This window comes from Streptomyces sp. NPDC017943 (assembly GCF_044328425.1).
Taxonomy (GTDB): Bacteria; Actinomycetota; Actinomycetes; order Streptomycetales; family Streptomycetaceae; genus Streptomyces; species Streptomyces djakartensis_A.
On sequence record NZ_JBIRHH010000001.1, the window covers coordinates 906,488 to 924,313 of the forward strand.

Genomic DNA, 17,826 nt, shown 5'->3' on the forward strand with positions numbered 1-17,826 from the left:
AGCTGTCATGAAGGACGCCTTCGGCCTCCCCCAGTCCCTGCTCGTCCTCGGCGGTACCTCCGAGATCGCGCTGGCCACCGCCCGCCGGCTGATCGCCCGCCGCACCCGCACGGTCTGGCTGGCGGGCCGGCCCTCGCCCGCGCTGGAGGAGGCCGCCGGGCGCCTGCGCGAGCTCGGGTCGGACGTGCGCACCGTCGCCTTCGACGCCCTCGACCCGTCCGCGCACGAGGCCGTGCTGGAGAAGGTGTTCGCGGAGGGCGACATCGACATGGTGCTGCTCGCCTTCGGGCTCCTGGGCGACCAGGCGCGCGACGAGCGCGACCCCGAGGCGGCGGTACGGGTCGCCCAGACCAACTACACCGGCGCGGTCTCGGCGGGCCTGGTGTGCGCCCGGTCCCTGCAGTCCCAGGGGCACGGCTCGCTGGTGGTGATGTCGTCCGTGGCGGGCGAGCGGGCCCGCCGCGCCAACTTCATCTACGGCTCCAGCAAGGCCGGCCTGGACGCCTTCGCGCAGGGGCTCGGGGACGCACTGCACGGCACGGGCGTGCACGTCATGGTCGTCCGCCCCGGCTTCGTGCGGACGCGGATGACCGCCGGACTGCCCGAGGCGCCGCTGGCGACCACGCCCGAGGCGGTCGCGACGGCCGTGGAGCTGGGGCTGCGGCGCCGCTCGGAGACGGTGTGGGTGCCCGGCCCGCTGCGCGTGGTGATGGCGGCCGTCCGGCACCTGCCGCGCGCGGTGTTCCGCCGGCTGCCGCTCTGAGTCCCGCGGCGCGGGGCCGTCAGCGCGTGGGGACCGAGCCGCGCTCCGCGCGGCCGGTCTGCGGCGGGACGACGGAGCTGCCGAAGGGGAACTCGCGCAGCTTGCGCCAGACGCCGTCGGGGCCCTGCTCGTAGAGGGCGAAGCCGGTGCAGGGCCACTCGGCCTCGTAGCCGGCGAGTTCCTCGAAGGCCCGGTCCATCGCCGCCTCGTCGATGCCGTGGGCGACGGTGACGTGCGGGTGGTACGGGAACGCCAGTTCCCGTGCGACCGGCCCGGCGGGGTCGCGGACCTGCTCCTGGAGCGCCGTGCAGGCGTCCGCCCCGGCGACGACCCGGACGAACACGACCGGCGACAGCGGCCGGAAGGTGCCCGTGCCGGACAGCCGCATCGGGAACGGCCGGCCGGCCGCGGCCACCTCGGTGAGGTGCGCCTCGACGGCCGGCAGGGCGCTCTCGTCGATCTCGGTCGGCGGCAGCAGGGTGACGTGCGTGGGGATGCCGTGAGCAGCGGCGTCGCCGAAGCCCGTGCGCAGCTGCTGAAGCCGGCTGCCGTGAGGCTCCGGGACCGCGATCGACACACCGATCGTTACGGTCCCCACGTCGTCTCCTGTCATGTCAGTGTGGCCGCTGATACGACCACCCGGTTATCGACTGTACGGCCACGAGGGGGTTACGGGCAGGCGCAACGGGAGTGATGTACAGCGCTGTTCGGTGCTGCGGCCGTACGCCGGGGCGGCTTCAGTGCTTGGCGGGCAGGAAGCCGACCGCGTCGTACGCCCGGGCGAGGGTCTCCGCGGCGACCGCGCGGGCCTTCTCGGCGCCCTTGGCCAGGACCGAGTCCAGCGTCTCCGGGTCGTCCAGGTACTGCTGGGTGCGCTCCCGGAACGGGGTGACGAAGTCGACCATGATCTCGGCGAGGTCGGTCTTGAGCGCGCCGTACATCTTGCCGGCGTACTTCTCCTCCAGCTCGCCGATGGTCTCGCCGGTCAGGGTCGAGTAGATCGTGAGCAGGTTGCTGACGCCCGGCTTGTTCTCGGCGTCGTAGCGGATCACGGTGTCCGTGTCGGTGACGGCGCTCTTGACCTTCTTGGCGGTGGCCTTCGGCTCGTCGAGGAGGTTGATGAGGCCCTTCGGCGTGGACGCCGACTTGCTCATCTTGATCGACGGGTCCTGGAGGTCGTAGATCTTCGCCGTCTCCTTGAGGATGTACGGCTTCGGGAGCGTGAAGGTCTCGCCGAAGCGGCCGTTGAAGCGCGTGGCGAGGTCCCGGGTGAGCTCGATGTGCTGGCGCTGGTCCTCACCGACCGGGACCTCGTGCGCCTGGTAGAGCAGGATGTCCGCGACCTGGAGGATCGGGTACGTGAACAGGCCGACCGACGCGCGCTCGGCGCCCTGCTTGGCGGCCTTGTCCTTGAACTGGGTCATCCGGCCCGCCTCGCCGAAGCCGGTGAGGCAGTTCATGACCCAGGCGAGCTGGGCGTGCTCGGGGACGTGGCTCTGCACGAAGAGGGTGCAGCGGTCCGGGTCGAGACCGGCCGCCAGGAGCTGGGCGGCGGCCAGGCGCGTGTTCGCGCGCAGGTCCTTCGGATCCTGCGGGATGGTGATGGCGTGCAGGTCCACGACCATGTAGAACGCGTCGTGGGTCTCCTGGAGGGCCACCCACTGGCGGACGGCGCCGAGGTAGTTGCCGAGGTGGAACGAGCCGGCGGTGGGCTGGATACCGGAGAGCACGCGGGGTCGGTCAGTGGCCATGCCCACCATTCTCTCAGGTCCCGGGCCCCGATCCGGAACCGGCCGGAAACAGCCGGGGCCCCGTTTCCCGGCGCGGTGTAACAAGGGTGGGGCACCGGCGGCTCGGCCGGGTGCGGTGGACGGGGGGGGCGGACCGATGGGGGCACGGGGCGGAGTCCGGTGGGGCGCGGGTGCGGTCGTGGCCACCGTGCTGGCGGTGGGACCGGCCGCTGCCGGTGCGCGGGCGCTTCCCGCGCGGGAGCCGGGCGTGCCCGACGTGGCCGTGGTGATCGCCGGTAGTACGGGACGGACGGTGGCGGTGCGGTCGGGCGACCCGGTCTTCGCGCGGCTGTGGCAGGTGCTGCAGCCGCTGCACACCCGGACCGAGCGGGTGCCGGAGGACTGGGCGCAGGGACGGTTCCCGCCCGTGCGGTTCACGGTCGTGTGGGGCCTGTCGGGGGTCGGCGGGTGGCCCGCCACGAGCCGGCCGCCCGGCGGCGACGTGGCCGTCGAGCGCCAGGACCAGCTGGTCGTCGCACCGGACGGCACACCCTGGGTGCGGTCCGACCCCGCGCCGGCCGTGGAGGACGACGACATCCGCTGGCACCGGGCGCCCCGGTCGGCCCTGCGGCGGATCGGCCTTGCGCCGCTGCTCGGCGGCGCGGCGGACGGCTCGGACGGGAGCGCCGGCGCGGCGGCCGGTGCCGGCGGCGGCGCGGTCCGCGACGACGTCCGCTGGGCGGTCGCGGGACTGGTGGCCGGACTCGCCGCCGGCGTCGGCGGCACGGTGCTCGTACGCCGCGCGGCGGCCCGGCGCGAAGCCGGACCGCCGCGGGAGGAGCCGCGCCGGGTGCTGTACGACCTGGACGAGTGAGCCCGCGGCCGCGGGGCGGGGCGTCAGCCCAGGTCGATCTCCGGGTACAGCGGGAAGCCGGCGACCAGGTCCGTGGCGCGCTGGGAGATCTCGTCCGCCACCTTCGCGTCGAGGACGTGGGCCGCCTTGGAGGGGGCGCCCGACTTGGTGGTGCCCGCCTCGGTGGCGGTGAGCACGCGGTCGATCAGGCCGGCCACCTCGTCCATCTCCGCCGTGCCCAGGCCGCGGGTGGTGAGCGCGGGCGTGCCGATGCGGATGCCCGAGGTGTACCAGGCGCCGTTCGGGTCGGCGGGGATCGCGTTGCGGTTGGTGACGATGCCCGACTCCAGCAGCGCGGCCTCGGCCTGGCGGCCGGTGAGGCCGTAGGAGGAGGCCACGTCGATCAGGTTCAGGTGGTTGTCGGTGCCGCCGGTGACCAGGGTCGCGCCGCGGCGCATCAGGCCCTCGGCGAGGGCGCGGGAGTTGTCGACGATGCGCTGGGCGTAGTCGCGGAAGGATTCCTGGCGGGCCTCCGCGAGGGCGACCGCCTTGGCGGCCATCACGTGCGGCAGCGGGCCGCCGAGGACCATCGGGCAGCCGCGGTCGACCTGGTCCTTCAGCGAGTCGTCGCACAGCACCATGCCGCCGCGCGGGCCGCGCAGCGACTTGTGGGTGGTCGTGGTGACGATCTGGGCGTGCGGGACCGGGTCGAAGTCGCCGGTGAGGACCTTGCCCGCGACCAGGCCGGCGAAGTGCGCCATGTCGACCATGAGGGTCGCGCCGACCTCGTCGGCGATCTCGCGCATGATCCGGAAGTTCACGAGACGGGGGTAGGCCGAGTAACCCGCGACGATGATCAGCGGCTTGAACGCGCGGGCCTGCGCGCGCAGCGCCTCGTAGTCGATCAGGCCGGTGGCCGGGTCGGTGCCGTAGGAGCGCTGGTCGAACATCTTGCCGGAGATGTTCGGGCGGAAGCCGTGGGTGAGGTGGCCGCCGGCGTCGAGGGACATGCCGAGCATCCGCTGGTTGCCGAAGGCCTGGCGCAGTTCGGCCCAGTCGGCGTCGGTCAGGTCGTTGATCTGCCGGACGCCGGTCTTCTCCAGGAAGGGCACCTCGACGCGGGCGCCGAGCACGGCCCAGAAGGCGACGAGGTTGGCGTCGATCCCGGAGTGCGGCTGGACGTAGGCGTGGCGGGCGCCGAAGAGCTCCTTGGCGTGTTCGGCGGCCAGGGACTCGACGGTGTCGACGTTGCGGCAGCCGGCGTAGAAGCGGCGGCCGATCGTGCCCTCGGCGTACTTGTCGCTGAACCAGTTGCCCATGGCCAGGAGGGTGGCCGGGGAGGCGTAGTTCTCGGAGGCGATCAGCTTGAGCATCTCGCGCTGGTCGGCGACCTCCTGGCCGATGGCGTCCGCCACGCGGGGCTCGACCGCGCGGATCACGTCGAGGGCGGCGCGGTAGGCGGTGGAAGCGGTGGAGAGGGGCTCGGCGGGCATGTGTGGACCTCCGGGACGTTGCGTTCGGCGTTCACGGTACGGCCCAGGCGCACGGCTCTGTCCTGCTCGGGCCGCTCCCCGATGGTTCGTCCATCCCAGCGCGCCAGTCACGGCCCTCGGTCAGCCTACCGGGTGGCCCCGCGCCTAAGGCGTCGGCCCACCCCCGCTCAGAGGATCACGTGGGGCAGGAACCGCGCGTACTCGTCCGTGACCAGGCCCGAGGACTCGCGGATGCCCAGGCCCGCCGACTCGTCCTCCACCACCCAGGCGCCCAGGACCACGCGGTTGCCGTCGAAGTCCGGGAGGGGGGCGAGCTGCTGGTAGCAGCAGGGCTCGTCCCGGAGACCGGGGGTGGATCCGGGCTCGTGGATGGTGACGCCCGCGCCCTCGCGGCCCAGCAGCGGCTTGGCGACCCAGCCGGTGGCGGTCAGGTCCCGGGGCCCGTCCAGGTGGGCGGGGAGCAGGTTCGGGTGGTCCGGGTAGAGCTCCCACAGGATCGCCAGGAGGGCCTTGTTGCTGAGGAGCATCTTCCAGGCGGGCTCGATCCACAGCGTGGAGCCGGTGCCGCCGCCGTTGTCCAGGGTGTCCAAGACGTGGTCGGCGAAGCGGTCGGTGGTGAGCCACTCCCAGGGGTAGAGCTTGAAGACGCTGCGGATGAAGCGCAGGCGCAGGTCGACGAAGCGGCGGGAGAGGCGGTCCCAGCCGATCTCCTCCACGGAGATCCAGTCGGTCTCCAGGCCGGCCTGCTCGGCGGTCTCCTTCAGGTAGGCGACCGTCATCAGGTCCTCGCCGAGTTCGTCGGCGGAGGAGTGGGCGAAGTACAGGGGGCTGCCCGGCGGGAGGAGGGCCGCCTGCTTCTTCCACGCCCCGACGAGGCGTTCGTGCAGGGAGTTCCACTGGTCGGCGCCGGGGAAGCGCTCCTCCATCCAGAACCACTGCGGGGACGCGGCCTCGACCAGCGAGGTGGGGGTGTCGGCGTTGTACTCCAGCAGCTTGGCCGGGCCGGTGCCGTCGTAGCGCAGGTCGAACCGGCCGTACACGGACGGCAGTTCGGCTCGGCGGTGCCAGGCCTCGGCGACCGCGCGGGCCACCCGGGGATCGGTGATGCCCAGATCCGCGAAGCGGTCCTCGGCGACGATGTGTTCGGCGGCGGCCAGGCACATGCGGTGCAGCTCCTCGACGACCTCCTCCAGCGCCTCGACCTCCGGCAGGCCGAAGACGTAGTAGGCGCTCTCGTCCCAGTAGGGGCGCAGGGAACCGTCGGGGTAGCGCGTCAGCGGGTAGATCAGGCCCTGGTCCTCGACGGTGCGCTGCCAGTCGGGGCGCGGGGTGATCGTGCGGCGTTCCATCCTCCCGGTGCCCGTCAGCCGCCGCTGCTGCCGCCCGAGCAGCCGAAGCCGCCCCGGTCGACGGCCTCGCTGCGGCTGAAGGTGCCGTCGTCGGCCCGGCCGTTGCTCACGTCGGCGTCGTAGTACCAGTCGGCGTTCCTTGCCTTGCCGATCGTCGTGCGGCCCTTGCCGGACGAGGAGCCGCCGGACGTGCAGTTCTTGTCGGCGACGACCTTGTAGCCGTTGAGGTAGTCGTAGCTGTCGCGGTCCACGCAGCGGCGGTCGGGGTCGGAGCCGCATGCGGACAGGGCGGCCGCGAGGACCCCCATGCCGCCCAGGACCACCGTACTGGAGCGCAGCCGTCGTCGTGTCTCGGCCATGTGCGATCCCCCTGTGATTCTCCCCGTTGTGCACTGACGAGCGGTCAGCCTAGAGAACTTCGCGGGCGGGCGCGCATGCCCCCCTCCTTCCGGCCGCTGTCCTACTGTCGATACGTGATCTTTGGAATGGTTTGCGCCCTTGGTGCGGCGGTGTGCTTCGGTACGGCGACGGTGCTGCAGGCGATCGCCGCCCGGGCCGCCGCGGCGAGCGGCCCCGGCGGGGACGTGGCGCTGCTGTGGCGGGCGCTGCGGCAGTGGCGGTACCTGGCCGGGCTGGCGCTGGACGGGCTCGGGTTCGTGCTGCAGATCCTGGCGCTTCGCTCGGTGCCGATCTACGCCGTCGGGGCGGCGCTGGCGGCGAGCCTGGCGGTGACGGCCGTGGTCGCCGCGCGGCTGCTGAAGGTGCGGCTGAGCCGGCTGGAGTGGACGGCGGTCGGCGTGGTGTGCGCCGGGCTGGCCCTGCTGGGACTGGCGTCCGGGGCGGAGGGCGACGAGACCGGGCCGGGCTGGCTGAAGTGGGCGCTGCTCGGGGCGGCGGCCGGGGTGCTGCTGCTGGGCGCGGCGGGCGGGCGGCTCCCCGAGCGCGGACGCGCCCTGGCGCTCGGTCTCGGGGCCGGGCTGGGCTTCGGGGTGGTGGAGGTGGCGGTACGCCTCATCGACGGCCTGACGCCCGCAGCGCTGTTCACGAACCCCGCGTTCTATGCGCTGCTGCTGGGCGGCGGCGCCGCGTTCCTGCTGCTGACCTCGGCACTCCAGCGGGGCTCGGTGACGACGGCGACCGCGGGGCTGGTGCTGGGCGAGACGGTGGCGCCCGCGCTGATCGGCGTGATCTGGCTCGGCGACCGCACCCGCCCGGGCCTGGGCTGGCTGGCGATCCTCGGCTTCGCGGTGGCGGTGGCGGGCGCGCTGGCCCTGTCACGCTTCGGGGAGGCGCCGGTGGAGCCCGAGCAGGGGGCGGCACGGGGGCCGGCCGAGCAGGGGGCGGCCGGTGGTGGGGACGCGGGGGGACGACGGCCCTGAGGGACACCGGGCTCGCGCCGACGCCCGCGCGGCGTCAGCCCGGCAGGGTTGCGCACAGGGCGTCCAGGGCGCCCGACCAGGCGTGGTCGGGCGGGGTGCCGTAGCCGACGACCAGGGCGTCGAGCGGCTCCACGCGGGCCGCGGGGTCGCGGTAGCGGGCCAGGCCGTGCAGGGCCAGGCCACGCCAGTTGGCCGCCTGGACCACCGACCGCTCCGCACCGGGCGGCAGCCGCAGCAGCACGGTGTCTCCCGACTGCGGCACGTCAGCCCGGCAGGGTTGCGCACAGGGCGTCCAGGGCGCCCGACCAGGCGTGGTCGGGCGGGGTGCCGTAGCCGACGACCAGGGCGTCGAGCGGCTCCACGCGGGCCGCGGGGTCGCGGTAGCGGGCCAGGCCGTGCAGGGCCAGGCCACGCCAGTTGGCCGCCTGGACCACCGACCGCTCCGCACCGGGCGGCAGCCGCAGCAGCACGTGCAGACCGGCCGCGATGCCGGTGACCCGGGCCTGCGGGGCCCGGGCCGCGACGGCGGCGACCAGGGCGTCCCGGCGGCGCCGGTAGCGCAGGCGGGCGGCCCGCACGTGACGGTCGTAGGCGCCGCAGGTGAGGAACTCGGCCAGGGTCAGCTGGTCGAGCGCGCCGCAGGTGTCGACGTCGCCCTTGGCCGCGGCGACCTCCCCGGCGAGGTCCGGTGGCAGCACGGCCCAGGCCAGCCGCAGCCCGGGCGCCAGGGACTTGCTCGCCGTGCCGAGGTAGGCCACCCGGTCGGGGTCGAGGCCCTGGAGCGCGCCCACGGGCTGCCGGTCGTAGCGGAACTCGCCGTCGTAGTCGTCCTCCAGGACCAGCGCGCCGGTGCGCCGCGCCAGCTCGACGACGGCCGCCCGGCGGTCGCGGTGCAGCGGTACACCCATGGGGAACTGGTGGGCCGGCGTGAGGAGGACCGCGTCGGCACCGGGGACCGCGGCCGGGTCGGTGCCCCGCGCGTCGAACGGCAGCGGCGTGGTGGCCAGCCCGGCGCCGGTCAGCAGGTCCCGGTGCGCGTCCAGGCCGTACGACTCCACCGCCACCGTCCGGGCCCCGCGGGCGCGCAGCACCGTGCCGAGCAGCCGCAGCGCCTGCGCGAACCCGGCGCACACCACGATCCGTTCGGGGTCGGCGCGCACGCCCCGGGCCCGGGACAGGTACCCGGCGAGTGCGGCCCGCAGCTCGGGACGTCCACGCGGGTCCCCGTAGTCGAGGGCGTGGTAGGGGGCCGCGGCGAGGGCCCGGCGGGCCGCCCTGAGCCACTCCGCCCGGGGGAAGGACGCGAGGTCCGGGCTGCCCGGGCGCAGGTCGTAGGAGGGGCGGCTGCGCGCACGGGGCTGGGCGTGCGCCGCCGTGCCGGACGGCGGGGCGGGCGGTGTCCGCCCCGGCGGCCGGGCGGGCGCGGCCGGGGCTCCCGTGGCGACCCGGGTCCCCGAGCCCTGCCGGGCGGTGAGCCAGCCCTCGGCGACCAGGTCGGCGTAGGCGTCGGCGACCGTGTTGCGCGCGATGCCGAGGTCGGCGGCGAGCGCGCGGGAGGAGGGCAGCCGGGTGCCGGGGGCCAGCCGTCCGGAGCGCACCGCCTCGCGCAGGGCGCCGGTCAGCCCGCGCCGCAGGCCCGGCCCGGTCGGTTCCAGATGCAGGTCGATGCCCAAAGTGGCCCAGGGTTCCGCCATGGAAATGGACCATACTCCTGGGCTGCCTGCTGCCTAGGGTCGACGGCATGACGACGCACACCGACGACACGGCCCCCGTGGAGTACACCCCCGAGCAGCCCGCCCGGCTGGAATGGGCCAAGCACGCGCCCGAGGTCTACCAGGCGATGGTCCGGCTGGACACCGCCGCCCGCAAGGGCCTGGACCCCACGCTGTACGAGCTGGTGAAGATCCGCGCCTCCCAGATCAACCACTGCGCCTTCTGCCTCGACATGCACACCAAGGACGCCCTCGCCGCGGGCGAGAGCGTCGAGCGGATCGTGCAGCTCAGCGCGTGGGAGGAGTCGCGGCACTTCTACACCGCGAAGGAGATCGCGGCGCTGGAGCTGACGGAGGCCGTGACCGTGCTGACCGACGGTTTCGTGCCGGACGAGGTCTACGAGCGGGCGGCGAAGCACTTCGGCGAGGCCGAGCTGGCGCAGGTCATCGCCGCGATCACCGTGATCAACGCCTGGAACCGCTTCGGCGTGACCTGCCGGATGGCTCCGGGGCACTACCGGCCCGGGCAGTACAAGTGACCGCTGCCGAGGCGTTCCGCGCCCTGCACCACCACCGGGCGCCCGGTGATCCCCTGGTGCTGCCCGGGCCCTGGGACGCGGCCAGCGCCCGGGTCTTCGAGGAGGCCGGCTTCCCGGCACTGGCGACCCCGAGTGCCGGGGTGGCCGCCGGTCTCGGGTACGAGGACGGGCAGGTCCCCGCGGCTGAGATGTTCGCCGCGGTCGCCCGGATCGTCCGGGCCGTCGAGGTGCCCGTGTCGGCGGACGTCGAGGGCGGGTACGGGCTGGCGCCGAAGGAGCTGGTGGAGCGGCTGCTGGAGACGGGCGCGGTCGGCTGCAACCTGGAGGACTCCGAGGCCGGGGTGCTGAAGGACCCGCGCGCGCACGCGGACTGGCTGGCCGGGGTGCGGGAGGCGGCCGGGGACCGGCTGTTCCTCAACGCGCGCGTGGACACCTTCCTGCGCGGGGTGGGCGACCCGGACCGGGCCATCGAGCGGGCCGCGCTGTACGTCGCCGCCGGGGCCGACTGCGTGTACCCGATCGGCGCGCCGCCCGAGGTGCTGCCGCTGCTGCGCGCCGGGATCCAGGGGCCGATCAATGCCGTGGCGCCTGCCGACGGCGGCCCCTCGCCCGCCGAACTCGGCGCACGAGGGGCCACCCGGATCACCTTCGGGCCGGGACTCCAGCGGCGTGCCGCCCGCGCCCTGCGGGAGATCGCCGACGGGCTCCTGGCGTAGACGGGCTCAGGACAGCCACTTCCTCCAGGTGGACTCGTGGCTGTCCACCCACTTCTTCGCCGCGTCCTCGGGGGACATCTTCTTGTCGGCGATCATCAGGGAGACCTCGTTCTGGTCCTCGGTCGTCCACCTGAACTTCTTCAGGAAGGCCGCCGCCTTGCCGCCCTTCTTCGCGAAGTCCGCGTTGAGGTACTTCTGGAGCGGGGTGTGCGGATAGGCGCAGGCGACCTTCTCCGGGTCGGCGTCGCAGCCCTCCTTGTACGGCGGCAACTTCACCTCGGTCATCGGGACCTTCTCGAAGAGCCACTGCGGGGAGTACCAGTAGGTCAGGAAGGGCTTCTTCTCCTTGGCGAACTGCTTCATCTGCGTGATCTGCGCCGCCTCGGAGCCGGCGAACACCACCTGGTAGTCCAGCTTCAGGTTCTTCACCAGCGCCTTGTCGTTGGTGACGTAGGACGGCGAGCCGTCCATCAGCTGGCCCTTGCTGCCGCTCTCCGGGGTGCGGAAGAGGTCGGCGTACTTGTCGAGGTTCTTCCAGTTCGTGATGTCCGGGTGCTGCTCGGCGAGGTACGTCGGGACGAACCAGCCGATGTGGCCGGTGACGCCGAGTTCGCCGCCGGGCGCGATCGTCCTCTTGTCCTTGACGTAGCGCTGTTCCTGCTCGGGGTGGCCCCAGTCCTCCAGCAGCGCGTCGACGCGGCCCTGGCTGAGGGCGTCCCAGGCGGGCACCTCGTCGACCTGGACGGTGTCGACGCGGTAGCCCAGCTCGTGCTCCAGGAGGTACTGGGCGACGGCCACGTTGGACTGGGCGCCCACCCAGGACTGCACGGACAGGGTCACGGTCCTGGCACCCTGCGCGCCCGCGAAGGGCGAGGCCTGCTTGGTCATGTCGGCGGCACCGCAGCCGGTGAGCAGCGCCAGGGAACTCACCGCGGCGATCGCGGCAGTGGTACGGACGCGCATGTCAGGCTCCCTTCCTCGCGCGGCGTTCGGTGGGCTGGGTCACCCGGTCGAGCATCAGGCCGAGGCAGACGATCGCGCCGCCGGCCACCAGACCGGTCGCCAGGTCGCCCTGGGCGAGGCCGAAGACCACGTCGTAGCCGAGGGCACCGCCGCCGACCAGTCCGCCGATGACGACGACGGCGAGGACCAGGACGAGGCCCTGGTTGACGGCGAGCAGCAGCGCCGGGCGGGCCAGCGGGAGCTGCACCTGCCGCAGCTGCTGCCAGCTGGTCGCGCCGAGCGAACGGGAGGACTCCAGGGCGGCGGGGTCGACCTGGCGCAGGCCCTGGGTGGTGATGCGGACGACGGCCGGCAGGGCGTAGACGATCGCGGCGGCGACGGCCGGGGCGCGGCCGACGCCGAACAGGGCGACGACCGGGATGAGGTACACGAACTGCGGCATCGTCTGGAACACGTCCAGCACGGGCCGCAGGGCGCGCTCCAGCCGGTCGCTGCGCGCCGCGGCGATACCGACGGCGAAGCCGACGACGAGGGTGACGGCGACGGCCGCGAGGACCTGCGAGAGGGTGTCGAGGGAGGGCTTCCACACGCCGAGGACGCCGATGGCGGCCATGGCGAGGACGGCCGTCAGGGCGGTGCGCCAGGTGCCGATGACCCAGGCCAGGGCGGCGACGGCGAGGAGGACCGCCCACCAGGGCAGCCACTGCAGGCCGTCGCGCATCGGGTCCAGGACCCACGTGGTGAAGTGGCCGGCCCAGTCGGCGGTGCCGCCGATGACGGGGACGCCGGAGTACAGGTGGGCGGTCATCCAGTCGACGGCGCGGTTGACGGGCTCGGCGATGCCGACGACCCAGGCGTCGGGCCAGTCGAGGCGGCCGGCGAGCCGTCCGGCGACCGCCACGACGACGACGCCGGCGAGGGCGTAGAGCCAGCCGCGTCCGCTGTGCGGCTCGGGGTCGGCGCCGAGCCTCTCCCCCGCCGCGCCGGTGACCCGGTCCAGGACGACGGCCAGCAGCACGATCGGGATGCCGGCGGCGAGCGCGGCACCGACGTCGACGGAGGCCAGGGCCTGGTAGACGCGGTCACCGAGACCGCCCGCGCCGATGACGGCCGCGATGACGGCCATGGACAGCGCCATCATGATCGTCTGGTTGACGCCGAGGAGGAGTTCCTTGCGGGCCAGCGGGATGCGCGCGGTCAGCAGCCGCTGGCGGGCGGTGGCGCCGAGCGACTCGACGGCCTCCAGCACCTCCTTGTCGGCGCCGCGCAGTCCGAGCGAGGTCAGCCGGGCCATGGGCGGGGCGGCGTAGACGACGGTGGCCAGGACAGCCGCCGGGACGCCGATGCCGAAGACGAGGACGACGGGCAGCAGGTAGGCGAAGGCGGGCAGCACCTGCATGGTGTCCAGCACCGGGCGCAGGACGCGGTCCATCCGGTCGGACAGCCCGGCGGCGAGCCCGAGCAGCACGCCCACGACGATCGAGGCGAGGACGGCGACCACCATCAGGGCGAGCGTCTGCATGGTCGGCACCCACATGCCGAGCAGTCCGCAGGCGAGGAAGGCGACGGCCGTGCCGAGCGCCAGCCTCACGCCGGCGACCCGCCAGGCGACGAGGGCGCCCAGGGCGGTGACCCCGGCCCAGCCGACGGCGAGGAGGGTGAGGTAGACGGCGCGGACGGCGAGGACGACGACGTTGCTGACGTGGCCGAAGAAGTAGAGGAACAGCGGGTGGCTGTCGCGGTTGTCGATGATCCAGTCGCTGGTCCTGGCGAGCGGCTCGGACAGGTCGACGGTCAGGGCGCCCGGCCAGGTGCCGCTCGCCCAGCGGGCGTTCGCGAGCGGGACGAGGACGGCCGCGGCGACCGCGAGCAGCAGGAGCTTGCGCACGGTCGGGTTCTTCAGCAGTCCGGGCAGGCCCGCGCGCGGCGGGTTCGCGGTGAGCGTGGCCATCACACCGCCTCCTTGGGCTGCTCCGTCCCCGGTGGAGCGGGCTGCTCCGTGCCGGCGACCACACCGAGGAGCGTGTCGGAGTCGACCACGCCGACGCAGCGGCCCTGGTCCACGACGCGCGCCGGTGCACCGGCGCGGGCGACCGCCTCGATCGCCTCGGAGACCGTCGCCTCGGGCCGCAGCGCGGGACCGCTGCCGTCCTGGCCGGCCGTGGGGCGGCGCATGGCGGTGCGGACGGTCATGACCTGCTCGCGCGGGACGTCGCGGACGAACTCGCGGACGTAGTCGTCGGCGGGCGCGCCGACGATCTCCTCGGGGGTGCCGAGCTGCACGACCCGGCCGTCGCGCATGAGCGCGATGCGGTCGCCGAGCTTGAGGGCCTCCTGGAGGTCGTGGGTGATGAAGACCATCGTGCGGCCCTCCTCGTGGTGCAGCCGGACCACCTCCTCCTGCATCTCGCGCCGGATCAGCGGGTCGAGCGCGCTGAACGGCTCGTCGAACAGCAGGACCTCGGGGTCGACGGCGAGGGCGCGGGCCAGGCCGACGCGCTGCCGCTGGCCGCCGGAGAGCTGGCCGGGGCGGCGGTGCTCCATGCCCTCCAGGCCGACCTTGGCGACGACCTCGGCGGCCCGCTCGCGCCGCTCGGCCTTGCCCATGCCCTGGATCTCCAGGCCGTAGGCGACGTTGTCGAGGACCGTGCGGTGCGGCAGCAGGCCGAAGTGCTGGAAGACCATGGCGGCGCGGTGGCGCCGCAGTTCGCGCAGCCGGGAGCGGTCCATGGCGCGCACGTCCTCGCCGTCGATGGCGATGGTGCCGGCCGTGGGCTCGATGAGCCGGGTCAGGCAGCGCACCAGGGTGGACTTGCCGGAGCCGGACAGGCCCATGACGACGAAGACCTCGCCCTTGCGCACGTCGAAGGTGACGTCCCGGACGGCGGCCGTGCAGCCGGTGCGCGAGCGCAGCTCGGCCGGGTCGAGGGCGGTGAGTTCCGGGTCGGCGGGGATGCGCTCGGCCTTCGGGCCGAACACCTTCCACAGTCCCTCCACCGAGAAGACGGGCGTGGTGTCCATGGTCTGCTCCGTGGGGGGTTCGAGGGTCGCGGTCATCGGGAACCACCACCGATCAGCTCGGCGGCACGCTCCCCGACCATGAGCACGCCGATCATGGGGTTCACGGTGGTCATGGTGGGGAAGACGGAGGCGTCGGCGATGCGGATGCCCTCCAGGCCGCGCACGCGCAGCTCGGGGTCGACGACGGCCTGCTGGTCGTCTGCGGCGCCCATCCTGCACGTCCCGGCGGGGTGGTAGACGGTGTGCGCGACCTTGCGCGCGTACTCGCCGAGCTCCTCGTCGCCGGTGACGTCCGGGCCGGGGGCCACCTCGCGCTTGAGCCAGCCGGCCAGCGGCTCGGTCTTCGCTATCTCACGGGCGATCCGGATGCCGTCGACGAGGGTGCGGCCGTCGTAGTCGTCCTCGTCGGTGAAGTAGCGGAAGTCCAGGGCGGGCTTGACGTCGGGGTCGGCGCTGGTGAGGTAGAGGCGTCCGCGGCTCTTCGGCTTGGGGATGTTCGGGGTCATGGAGACGCCGAACTCGGGCCGCCGGTAGCCCAGTCGCTCCGGGTTGTCGGTGAAGGGGATCTGGTAGAAGTGGAACATCAGGTCCGGGTGCGGGAGTTCGGGGTCGCGCCGCACGAACAGGCCCGCGTCGGAGTCCATCGCGGAGTTCTCCGGGAGGGGGCCGTTCGTCTCCCAGACGATGACCGACTCGGGGTGGTCGAGCAGGTTCTCGCCGACGCCCGGCAGGTCGTGCGTGACGGGGATGCCGAGCTTCTCCAGGTCGGCCTTGGGGCCGATGCCGGAGTGCATCAGCAGCCGGGGCGAGTCGACGGCCCCGGCGCACAGCAGCACCTCGTTGCGCGCCTTGACGAGGATCTCCTCGCCGTCCTTGGTGCGCACGTGCACGCCCTCGGCGCGGTTGCCGTCCAGCTGGAGCTTGTACGCCCAGGTCTCCAGCAGGAGCGTCAGGTTGGGCCGCTCGTCCATCACCGGGTGGAGGTAGGCCACCGACGCGGAGGACCGCTTGTTGTTCTCGGGGTGGTAGGCGAGGTCGAAGAAGCCGACGCCCTCGGTGAACGGCTTCTTGTTGAAGCCCTCCACCCTCGGGACGCCGAGTGCCTCCTGGGCCGCGTCGACGAAGTCGCGGGCGATGGCGTTCCGGTCCTTCTCGTCGACCGGGACGATGTTGTTGAGCAGCCGGGCGAAGTAGGCCTCCATCTGCACCGCGCCCCAGCCCTCGGCGCCGGCGGCCTCCCACTCGTCCCAGTCGGCGGGCAGCGGCTTGAAGGCGATCAGGGTGTTGTGGGAGGAGCAGCCGCCCAGGACGCGGGCGCGGCTGTGCCGGATGTGCGAGTTGCCGCGGGGCTGTTCGGTGGTCGGGTAGTCGTAGTCGAGTTCACCGCCCAGCAGGCCCATCCAGCGGCGCAGGGTCAGCACGTCGTCGCGGCCGACGTCGCTGGGTCCGCCCTCGATGACGGCGACGGTGACGTCGGGGTTCTCGGTGAGTCGGGAGGCGATCACGGAACCTGCTGTTCCGCCGCCTATGACGACGTAGTCGAATTCATGGGTGTGGTCGGACATGAGGGTGGTACTCCAGGAGAGCCGGGACGAGTGTGCTCGTCGGGGGACAGGGTGCGGAGCCGTGTGAGCCGTCGTTCGCGGGGCCGTCCGTGAGGGGGACTGCCGCTCGGGGGGCCGCCGTTCGCCGGGCCGCCGGTCTCGTGGGGGCACCGGAGCGGAAGGACGTCGGGTCGGGACAGGCCGGCGGGGCGCGGGTGCGCCGGTCCGCTCAGCCGGCGAACCAGCGCACCGGCTTGGGCGCGAGGTTCTGGTAGACGTGCTTGGTCTCTCGGTACTCGGCGAGCCCGGCCGGGCCCAGTTCGCGGCCCACGCCGCTCTTGCCGAAGCCGCCCCACTCCGCCTGCGGCAGGTAGGGGTGGAAGTCGTTGATCCAGATGGTGCCGTGGCGCAGCCGGCCGGCGACGCGGCGGGCCCGGCCCGGGTCGGCGGTCCAGACGCCGCCCGCGAGCCCGTACTCGGTGTCGTTGGCCAGCGCGACGGCCTCGTCCTCGGTGCGGAAGGTCTCGACGGTGAGGACCGGCCCGAAGACCTCCTCGCGCACGACGCGCATCTCGCGGTGGCAGTGGTCGAGGACGGTCGGCTCGTAGAAGTAGCCGTTCTCCGGGCGCTCGGGGGACGGTTCGGGGCGCTTGCCGCCGCAGCGCAGCACCGCGCCCTCCTCGAGGGCGGAGGCGACGTACGCCTCGACCTTGGCGCGCTGCTGCTCGGAGACGAGCGGGCCGCATTCCACGCCGTCGCCGGTGCCGCGGCCGAGACGGATCCTCCCGGCGCGGCGGGCCAGTTCGGCGACGAACCGCTCGCGCACGGACTCCTCGACGATGAGGCGGGCACCGGCCGAGCAGACCTGGCCGCTGTGGATGAAGGCGGCGTTGAGGGCCTGGTCGACGGCGGTGTCGAAGCCCTCCTCGGTGGCGCAGGCGTCGGCGAAGACGACGTTGGGGTTCTTGCCGCCGAGTTCGAGGGCGACCTTCTTCACGGTGGGTGCGGCGGCCTGGGCGACCTTGGTGCCGCTGACCAGTCCGCCGGTGAAGGAGATCAGGTCGACGTCGGGGTGCTCGGACAGGCGCGCGCCGACCGAATGGCCGGGCCCGGTCACAAGGTTGGCGACACCGGCGGGCAGTCCGGCCTCGACGAGCAGGCCGATCAGCGCGACGGTGGTCATCGGCGTGATCTCGCTGGGCTTGACGACGAAGGTGTTGCCGGCGGCGAGGGCCGGGGCGATCTTCCAACTGGCCTGGAGCAGCGGGTAGTTCCAGGGCGTGATCATCGCGCAGACGCCGACCGGCTCGTGCACGACGACGCTGTGGACGTCCGGCGAGCCGGCGTCCACGACCCGGCCCGGGGCCTCGCCCGCCACCAGGTCGGCGAAGTAGCGGAAGGCGTCGGCGACGCAGTCGATGTCGACGCGGCCCTCCTCGACGGTCTTGCCCGCGTCCTGGGCCTCCAGCCGCCCGAGTTCGTCGCGGTCGCGCACGAGGAGGTCGGCGACGCGGCGCAGCAGCGCGGCACGCTCGGCGACGGGGGTGCGCGGCCACGTGCCCTCGTCGAACGCCTGCCTCGCCGCGGCGACGGCCAGGTCGGCGTCCGTCTCGTCCCCCTCCGCGACGAGGGCGAAGGGCACGGCGTCCGCGGGGTCGATGATCGCGCGCGTGGCCCCGGAGAGGGCGGCCCGCCACTCTCCTCCCGCATGGATGGTTTCGCGCGCCTGAAGTTCGGTACTTTCCGCCATGATCGCTCTTCGCC

The 17,826-nt window shown here is 73.6% G+C and carries 17 protein-coding genes and 1 riboswitch; of the genes, 5 read left to right on the top strand and 12 right to left on the bottom strand.

Features of this window, described 5'->3' with window-relative positions:
* Positions 1-7: 7 nt before the first annotated feature.
* Positions 8-763 (top strand): decaprenylphospho-beta-D-erythro-pentofuranosid-2-ulose 2-reductase, encoded by a 756-nt coding sequence (locus ACH4C6_RS04010; RefSeq protein ID WP_398106930.1) that lies wholly within the window; start codon positions 8-10, stop codon positions 761-763.
* 19 nt (positions 764-782) lie between these two features.
* Here ACH4C6_RS04010 and ACH4C6_RS04015 read toward each other — a convergent pair whose 3' ends face one another.
* On the bottom strand, positions 783-1,361 hold the full coding sequence (locus ACH4C6_RS04015; protein WP_398106931.1) for a 2'-5' RNA ligase family protein: 579 nt from the start codon (positions 1,359-1,361) through the stop codon (positions 783-785).
* 139 nt (positions 1,362-1,500) lie between these two features.
* On the bottom strand, positions 1,501-2,514 hold the full coding sequence (gene trpS / locus ACH4C6_RS04020) for a tryptophan--tRNA ligase (RefSeq protein ID WP_398106932.1): 1,014 nt from the start codon (positions 2,512-2,514) through the stop codon (positions 1,501-1,503).
* Between the two features lie 178 nt (positions 2,515-2,692).
* On the opposite strand from trpS, the gene ACH4C6_RS04025 reads away from it, so the two are divergent.
* Entirely contained in the window at positions 2,693-3,367 is a 675-nt protein-coding gene (locus ACH4C6_RS04025; protein ID WP_398106933.1) for a hypothetical protein, read from the top strand.
* A gap of 23 nt (positions 3,368-3,390) precedes the next feature.
* Here ACH4C6_RS04025 and ACH4C6_RS04030 read toward each other — a convergent pair whose 3' ends face one another.
* The 3 genes from ACH4C6_RS04030 to ACH4C6_RS04040 all read right to left on the bottom strand — a co-directional run bounded on the left by ACH4C6_RS04030 (position 3,391) and on the right by ACH4C6_RS04040 (position 6,547).
* On the bottom strand, positions 3,391-4,839 hold the full coding sequence (locus ACH4C6_RS04030) for a glycine hydroxymethyltransferase (protein ID WP_398106934.1): 1,449 nt from the start codon (positions 4,837-4,839) through the stop codon (positions 3,391-3,393).
* Between the two features lie 34 nt (positions 4,840-4,873).
* A riboswitch (ZMP/ZTP riboswitch) is annotated at positions 4,874-4,960 on the bottom strand.
* Between the two features lie 46 nt (positions 4,961-5,006).
* The gene (locus tag ACH4C6_RS04035; RefSeq protein ID WP_398106935.1) at positions 5,007-6,188 is read right to left on the bottom strand and encodes a glutathionylspermidine synthase family protein; all 1,182 of its coding nucleotides are present in this window, start codon (positions 6,186-6,188) and stop codon (positions 5,007-5,009) included.
* A 14-nt stretch (positions 6,189-6,202) separates the two neighbouring features.
* Entirely contained in the window at positions 6,203-6,547 is a 345-nt protein-coding gene (locus ACH4C6_RS04040; RefSeq protein ID WP_398106936.1) for a hypothetical protein, read from the bottom strand.
* A gap of 126 nt (positions 6,548-6,673) precedes the next feature.
* On the opposite strand from ACH4C6_RS04040, the gene ACH4C6_RS04045 reads away from it, so the two are divergent.
* A complete protein-coding gene (locus tag ACH4C6_RS04045; protein WP_398107128.1) occupies positions 6,674-7,567 on the top strand; it encodes a hypothetical protein in 894 nt (297 codons plus the stop codon).
* 34 nt (positions 7,568-7,601) lie between these two features.
* Here the strand turns inward: ACH4C6_RS04045 and ACH4C6_RS04050 are convergent, their stop codons facing one another.
* The gene (locus ACH4C6_RS04050; protein ID WP_398107136.1) at positions 7,602-7,829 is read right to left on the bottom strand and encodes a hypothetical protein; all 228 of its coding nucleotides are present in this window, start codon (positions 7,827-7,829) and stop codon (positions 7,602-7,604) included.
* A 1-nt stretch (position 7,830) separates the two neighbouring features.
* Positions 7,831-9,261 carry a PLP-dependent aminotransferase family protein gene (locus tag ACH4C6_RS04055; protein WP_398106937.1) on the bottom strand — a complete coding sequence of 477 codons (1,431 nt, stop codon included), beginning with the start codon at positions 9,259-9,261 and terminating at the stop codon, positions 7,831-7,833.
* A gap of 47 nt (positions 9,262-9,308) precedes the next feature.
* Here ACH4C6_RS04055 and ACH4C6_RS04060 point away from each other — a divergent pair, with 47 nt between their 5' ends.
* Complete coding sequence (locus ACH4C6_RS04060; protein WP_398106938.1) at positions 9,309-9,818, top strand: carboxymuconolactone decarboxylase family protein; 510 nt, start codon at positions 9,309-9,311, stop codon at positions 9,816-9,818.
* Complete coding sequence (locus ACH4C6_RS04065; RefSeq protein WP_398106939.1) at positions 9,815-10,534, top strand: isocitrate lyase/phosphoenolpyruvate mutase family protein; 720 nt, start codon at positions 9,815-9,817, stop codon at positions 10,532-10,534. Before ACH4C6_RS04060 ends, ACH4C6_RS04065 begins: the two co-directional genes overlap by 4 nt.
* Before the next feature lie 6 nt (positions 10,535-10,540).
* Here ACH4C6_RS04065 and ACH4C6_RS04070 read toward each other — a convergent pair whose 3' ends face one another.
* The 5 genes from ACH4C6_RS04070 to ACH4C6_RS04090 all read right to left on the bottom strand — a co-directional run bounded on the left by ACH4C6_RS04070 (position 10,541) and on the right by ACH4C6_RS04090 (position 17,812).
* On the bottom strand, positions 10,541-11,497 hold the full coding sequence (locus tag ACH4C6_RS04070; protein WP_398106940.1) for an ABC transporter substrate-binding protein: 957 nt from the start codon (positions 11,495-11,497) through the stop codon (positions 10,541-10,543).
* 1 nt (position 11,498) lies between these two features.
* Positions 11,499-13,448, bottom strand: coding sequence for an ABC transporter permease (locus ACH4C6_RS04075; protein ID WP_398106941.1), 1,950 nt, complete (start codon positions 13,446-13,448; stop codon positions 11,499-11,501).
* Positions 13,448-14,554 (bottom strand): glycine betaine/L-proline ABC transporter ATP-binding protein, encoded by a 1,107-nt coding sequence (locus ACH4C6_RS04080; RefSeq protein ID WP_398106942.1) that lies wholly within the window; start codon positions 14,552-14,554, stop codon positions 13,448-13,450. Before ACH4C6_RS04080 ends, ACH4C6_RS04075 begins: the two co-directional genes overlap by 1 nt.
* Entirely contained in the window at positions 14,551-16,083 is a 1,533-nt protein-coding gene (locus ACH4C6_RS04085; protein WP_398106943.1) for a GMC family oxidoreductase, read from the bottom strand. Before ACH4C6_RS04085 ends, ACH4C6_RS04080 begins: the two co-directional genes overlap by 4 nt.
* A 208-nt stretch (positions 16,084-16,291) precedes the next feature.
* Positions 16,292-17,812 carry an aldehyde dehydrogenase family protein gene (locus tag ACH4C6_RS04090; protein WP_398106944.1) on the bottom strand — a complete coding sequence of 507 codons (1,521 nt, stop codon included), beginning with the start codon at positions 17,810-17,812 and terminating at the stop codon, positions 16,292-16,294.
* Between the last annotated feature and the right edge of the window lie 14 nt (positions 17,813-17,826).

Coding starts and splice junctions, on each gene's coding strand:
- ACH4C6_RS04010 (WP_398106930.1), top strand. CDS start 8: ATGAAGGACGCCTTCGGCCTCCCCCAGTCCCTGCTCGTCCTCGGCGGT.
- trpS (WP_398106932.1), bottom strand. CDS start 2,514: ATGGCCACTGACCGACCCCGCGTGCTCTCCGGTATCCAGCCCACCGCC.
- ACH4C6_RS04030 (WP_398106934.1), bottom strand. CDS start 4,839: ATGCCCGCCGAGCCCCTCTCCACCGCTTCCACCGCCTACCGCGCCGCC.
- ACH4C6_RS04035 (WP_398106935.1), bottom strand. CDS start 6,188: ATGGAACGCCGCACGATCACCCCGCGCCCCGACTGGCAGCGCACCGTC.
- ACH4C6_RS04040 (WP_398106936.1), bottom strand. CDS start 6,547: ATGGCCGAGACACGACGACGGCTGCGCTCCAGTACGGTGGTCCTGGGC.
- ACH4C6_RS04045 (WP_398107128.1), top strand. CDS start 6,674: ATGGTTTGCGCCCTTGGTGCGGCGGTGTGCTTCGGTACGGCGACGGTG.
- ACH4C6_RS04055 (WP_398106937.1), bottom strand. CDS start 9,261: ATGGCGGAACCCTGGGCCACTTTGGGCATCGACCTGCATCTGGAACCG.
- ACH4C6_RS04060 (WP_398106938.1), top strand. CDS start 9,309: ATGACGACGCACACCGACGACACGGCCCCCGTGGAGTACACCCCCGAG.
- ACH4C6_RS04070 (WP_398106940.1), bottom strand. CDS start 11,497: ATGCGCGTCCGTACCACTGCCGCGATCGCCGCGGTGAGTTCCCTGGCG.
- ACH4C6_RS04075 (WP_398106941.1), bottom strand. CDS start 13,448: ATGGCCACGCTCACCGCGAACCCGCCGCGCGCGGGCCTGCCCGGACTG.
- ACH4C6_RS04080 (WP_398106942.1), bottom strand. CDS start 14,554: ATGACCGCGACCCTCGAACCCCCCACGGAGCAGACCATGGACACCACG.
- ACH4C6_RS04085 (WP_398106943.1), bottom strand. CDS start 16,083: ATGTCCGACCACACCCATGAATTCGACTACGTCGTCATAGGCGGCGGA.
- ACH4C6_RS04090 (WP_398106944.1), bottom strand. CDS start 17,812: ATGGCGGAAAGTACCGAACTTCAGGCGCGCGAAACCATCCATGCGGGA.